This is a genomic window from Photobacterium sp. OFAV2-7, assembly GCF_022347985.1.
GTDB lineage: Bacteria > Pseudomonadota > Gammaproteobacteria > Enterobacterales > Vibrionaceae > Photobacterium.
Window position 1 is genome coordinate 1 of the sequence record NZ_JAKRFQ010000395.1, and the last position, 4,569, is coordinate 4,569.

At 42.7% G+C, this 4,569-nt stretch carries 5 protein-coding genes and 1 pseudogene; 4 read left to right on the plus strand and 2 right to left on the minus strand.

Features of this window, described 5'->3' with window-relative positions:
* Positions 1-100 precede the first annotated feature (100 nt).
* Entirely contained in the window at positions 101-460 is a 360-nt protein-coding gene (locus tag MHN01_RS17485) for a helix-turn-helix domain-containing protein (protein ID WP_304622871.1), read from the minus strand.
* A 191-nt stretch (positions 461-651) separates the two neighbouring features.
* On the opposite strand from MHN01_RS17485, the gene MHN01_RS17490 reads away from it, so the two are divergent.
* Complete coding sequence (locus MHN01_RS17490) at positions 652-1,659, plus strand: MBL fold metallo-hydrolase (RefSeq protein ID WP_239412512.1); 1,008 nt, start codon at positions 652-654, stop codon at positions 1,657-1,659.
* A 110-nt stretch (positions 1,660-1,769) separates the two neighbouring features.
* Positions 1,770-2,462 (plus strand): SDR family NAD(P)-dependent oxidoreductase, encoded by a 693-nt coding sequence (locus MHN01_RS17495; protein WP_239412513.1) that lies wholly within the window; start codon positions 1,770-1,772, stop codon positions 2,460-2,462.
* A 16-nt stretch (positions 2,463-2,478) separates the two neighbouring features.
* On the opposite strand, the gene MHN01_RS17500 is transcribed toward MHN01_RS17495, so the two are convergent.
* Positions 2,479-2,901, minus strand: coding sequence for a type 1 glutamine amidotransferase domain-containing protein (locus tag MHN01_RS17500; RefSeq protein ID WP_239412514.1), 423 nt, complete (start codon positions 2,899-2,901; stop codon positions 2,479-2,481).
* A gap of 182 nt (positions 2,902-3,083) precedes the next feature.
* Here MHN01_RS17500 and azu point away from each other — a divergent pair, with 182 nt between their 5' ends.
* Together azu and MHN01_RS17510 are read left to right on the plus strand one after the other, a co-directional pair.
* A complete protein-coding gene (azu, locus tag MHN01_RS17505) occupies positions 3,084-3,536 on the plus strand; it encodes an azurin (RefSeq protein ID WP_239412515.1) in 453 nt (150 codons plus the stop codon).
* Between the two features lie 669 nt (positions 3,537-4,205).
* Positions 4,206-4,569 (plus strand): annotated as a pseudogene (locus MHN01_RS17510) (hypothetical protein); the annotation flags it as partial.

A 4,569-nucleotide genomic window follows, 5' to 3' on the forward strand; every position in this document is an offset into this window, starting at 1 on the left:
TTTCATTTGAAAGTTAATTGCAGATTAGAATAATCAAAAAGCCACGATACTGACTAAAAACAGTTATCGTGGCTTTTTAATAACAAGGCCAGAGCACTCGTTACGATAAATTCTGTTGGCTCTTTTGCTTCTGCCCCCACTCGCACAGCATATCCAGGATAGGTCTTAGCTCATCTGACAATGCCGTGCTTTTGTATTCCACTCTTGGTGGAACTTCCGCATACACTTTTCTGGTAATGAGACCGTCAGCTTCCAGCTCGCGCAATTGCTGAGTCAGCATCTTTTGCGTGATGTTAGGTATACGCTTTTTCAGCTCGCCAAACCTCAGCGTATTGTCGCGTAGATGGAAGAGAATAATGACCTTCCATTTGCCTCCGATAACATTCATTACCGATGTCATTGGGCAACCAACCAAATTATTATCAATTTCTTCTGTCTGTAACTCGTTGTTTTTAGCCATAGGTTACCTCGACCATACTATCTTACAAATTTGTACTTACTTGATTTGAGTACATCTGAATCCTATAGTTCCCAAAAGATACTAAGGGTATTAATGACACCTGAGAACCTTAGCATACTAACCGAGTGTTGTGTACTAACAGGTCGTCATCAACACTTCTTCAGCATTTACTTAAATTGGAAAGAACAAAAATGATTACAGGCACAAAAGCATTACTTGGCGCATTAGCGCTGTTTACAGCAGTAAATGTCCAAGCATCTGAGTTTATCTACAAACCCGCATCACCCACTGAAATTGCGGTTCATCACCAGAAGGTCGAAGGTAGCCACGTTGAACGCTTTACTAAACCTTATGAAATTCAACGCTTGAGCGAAAACGTATATTGGGTATCCATATCTAACTACAACGTGACTGTACTGGTGGGCGAGAAAAGCGTTCTGCTGATTGATGCACCTCACGGTACTGCTAGACGCCTGCTGAAGGCTATCAAATCCATTACCGACAAACCTCTGAGTGCCATCGTTTACTCGCATGCCCATGCTGACCACGTAGGTGATTCACGTGTAATACTCAAACTACTTGGCGATGCTAATATCGATATTTACGGTACGGCAGAAGTGCGTGATGCCCTGATATCCCACAATGTGACCATGCCAGTACCAGTGACCAAGATCATCACAGATGGCCTAGAGTTTGAGGGGCACTATTTTAAAACCTTTACGGACTTTAACGGCCATACGCAAGACAACACAGCCTTCTTGATTAATGACAAGGGTCGAAAAATCATCCATGCCATTGATTTAGTGCACCCAGATCAACTTGAATTCAGAAGCTTTTCCAACGTAGAAGATGCCATCGCATACAAAAATGATATTGATGCCTTAATGGGCCTTGATTGGGATGTGATGGTCACGGGACATAGTAACCTGGGTTACAAAGCAGACGTTAAGTTTGTTCAGGACTATATCCTGGATGTACAGAAATACATTCATGAAGGCCTGGCAAAAGCCAATTTCTCGGATCACTTCAAAGGTGAGTCACCATTCTCTTGGTATGCCGGATATACCAATGAAATCATTGACTTTGCTCACGCAAAAATGGCTGAAAAATACCGTAAAGGCAGAGAAGAAGAGTTCGACATTGTCGCGAAATCTCATGTAAGAGTCATGTTCTGGGCTATGTTTGCCAGAGCGCTGTAACTCCTAAACTCAGTATTGATTCAACCTGGGCCAGCTCATGTGTAATTGGACAAATGCAGTCCAATACACATGAGCTCAACAATGAAATTCAAAAGCTAATGAGGCACATTATGAAAAAAGGCGTCTGCGTAGTGGTCGGTGTCGGACCTGGTAATGGTGCAGAGATCGCAAGAAAATTCGCGGCAGAAGGTTATCAGGTAGCACTTTGTGCCCGTAATAAACAGAAACTGGAAACCATCTCGGCCACAATTGAAGGCTCACACGTATACTGCTATGACGTTCAAAAGCCAGAGGATCATCAGAATGTCTTTGACCAGATCCGCGAGGAGTTAGGGCCAGTTGAGGTACTGGTATACAACTCCGGAGCGGGCGAATTTTCCAACATCGAGCAAGCCACACTAGAAGGTTTCCAGGCGAGCTGGGAGATCAACGCCAGAGGCCTGTTTCTGGCAACAAAGCAAGTTCTGCCCGATATGAAGCTGAATAAAAACGGCAACATTGTGGTGATTGGCGCAACAGCTTCGGTTAAAGGAGGACCAAATTCAGCACCTTTTTCATCAGCCAAGGCAGCACAACGCGGGCTGGCACAGTCCATGGCGAAACACCTGGGGCCACAAAAAATCCACGTCTCGTATGTCGTTCTTGATGGGATGGTCAAGCCAAGCAGACCAATGCCGAGATACCCTGACGAGTATTTTATGAACCCGGCTCAAATTGCCGATGCGGTTTACTTCCTGACACAACAACCGCCTCAGGCCTGGACGTTTGAGCTTGATTTACGTGCTTTTGGCGAGAAATGGTAAAGCCCAGAGAACAGTATCAGCTTAATGCCTCCTGATAATTCAACTGCCAAACGGTGAACATGCGGCTCATTAGCAGCCGCTTTTCATCTATTAACCTTGAATTACCTGCAACACCGTGGCACACGGCCGAGATAATTTTCCCATCTTCATACATTTTACGAGTCAATGTATGGAGCTCACCGTTATCAGAAAAGTCCCACATTGCACCATGACCACCAGCAAAATACAGAATGTCGAAATCTCGCCAGTCGACAGTTGAAAGTGGTTTTGTATCTTCTAATAACGCCATGAACTCACGGTCTTCATAACGCTTTTTGCTCGCCTTATCTAAGGTAAAACGCCCCAGACTTCTGCCGTCAATTGGTACTTTTCCCCCTTTCGGGCTGACGATATCTATATGAATCCCCTCTTTTTCGAGTTCATCATAAAAGTGGGTCAATTCTGATAGCCAAAGCCCGGTTGATAAATGATCTCGTAGTGAAAGAAATAAGTATAACTTTATAACAAAACGTCAATATCCGGATTGAAGCACGATTTCGAGTCAGAGAGTAGATGATAATAAGATGCATTTGATATACTTAAATGCAAGTCAGCCATAAAATTAAATATGGAGAGTGTTATATGTCTTTACGTTTAGTAGCAGCAACCTTCGCACTAGTAGGAATGAGTTTTGGCGCACAAGCAAGTGCCGAGTGTGAGGTTTCCGTCGATGCCAACGATAAGATGCAGTTTTTGACCAAAACTTTGAGTGTTCCAGCAACCTGTAAAGAAGTAAAACTGACGCTGAACCATATCGGCAAAATGCCAGCACAATCAATGGGTCACAACGTAGTGATTACAGACACGGCAAACATGTCAGCAGTAGGTACAGAAGGTATGTCTGCTGGCTTAGGAAATAACTACGTTAAACCAAACGACGAACGCGTTTACGCATTCACTAAAATTATTGGTGGTGGTGAAAGCACTTCTATCACCTTCAGCACTGAAAAAATGACTCCGGGAGGCGATTACTCGTTCTTCTGTTCTTTCCCTGGCCACTGGGCGATCATGAAGGGTAAATTTGAGTTCAAATAACTCAACCGATAAAGGAAAGGGAAGTCGAGCGACTTCCCTTTTTGGTTCTTAACAATGACCGTAATCGATATGTCTCTTCTATTATGTAGTTCAACGTGACCTTCATGCCAATTAATTCTTCTCCGTACGATAGATTTTCTGTATCAACTATCGTAATGAGAGGATGTGCAGGCTTACCCTGTCCCATGCCTTCATGCAGCTCTGATATCGACTTCGAACGGATGATCATATTCTTCATTTCAGCGTGTTCTACAACGTTGCATAATAATCCGGACATAGACTAACACAGCGTTACACTGGCTCAAAAAGCCACAATATTTCGACATCATGCCATGCTTTAACCGCATGATGACATGAATTGCAATGGTAATGTGACCACGATTGCTTGCTAGTGTAGCCAGTATCGTTGCTTTTTTTGTATGCGACTATTGAGTTGCTAACGTGAAAGTGGACAAAAGTGAGTCAGTGACTTTGCTAAATTAGAAAAATACGGATTAGTTGAGATATGGCAAATCTTTGTATATTAACCTGAAGAACTCCACCATTTAAGATACTTATTCTCATAGAGTGAGTTGATATTACGATATTCATCAATCCGTATACCATTTACTGTGCGTTGCGAAAAAATGATATAATTCCTCACCTTACATTTCTTCATGGGGTGACAAAGTGCCAGAATGGATTCTAAAGCTTGTAACAGCTGTAACTTCAGTTAAGACAGCCTTAAAACTATTTGTTTTAGTGCTTTTTCTAGTGTTTTTTTGGAGCTTCACAAGTACTTTCATTACTTCTAGAGGGCTACCAAGTGACCTAACCCCATACATTATAGTGCTTACGGCTTACAGTCTTTCCCATATAATCATCGAGTTTTTATATTGGCTTAACTCTTGGAACAAACGCAGACGAGATAAAAATGAAGAGTTACGCCTACAGGATAAAAAACAAAAGGCTTCAAGAAAAGAAGCCGAGTCTAAAGCATTGGCGTTTAGGAAAGAGGTAGAATCAACGCTACCCCACCTTGAAAGAGAACAGC

Bases quoted from the DNA above. Each gene is read 5' to 3' on its own strand.
- MHN01_RS17490 (WP_239412512.1), top strand. From the start codon at position 652: ATGATTACAGGCACAAAAGCATTACTTGGCGCATTAGCGCTGTTTACA.
- MHN01_RS17485 (WP_304622871.1), bottom strand. From the start codon at position 460: ATGGCTAAAAACAACGAGTTACAGACAGAAGAAATTGATAATAATTTG.
- MHN01_RS17495 (WP_239412513.1), top strand. From the start codon at position 1,770: ATGAAAAAAGGCGTCTGCGTAGTGGTCGGTGTCGGACCTGGTAATGGT.
- azu (WP_239412515.1), top strand. From the start codon at position 3,084: ATGTCTTTACGTTTAGTAGCAGCAACCTTCGCACTAGTAGGAATGAGT.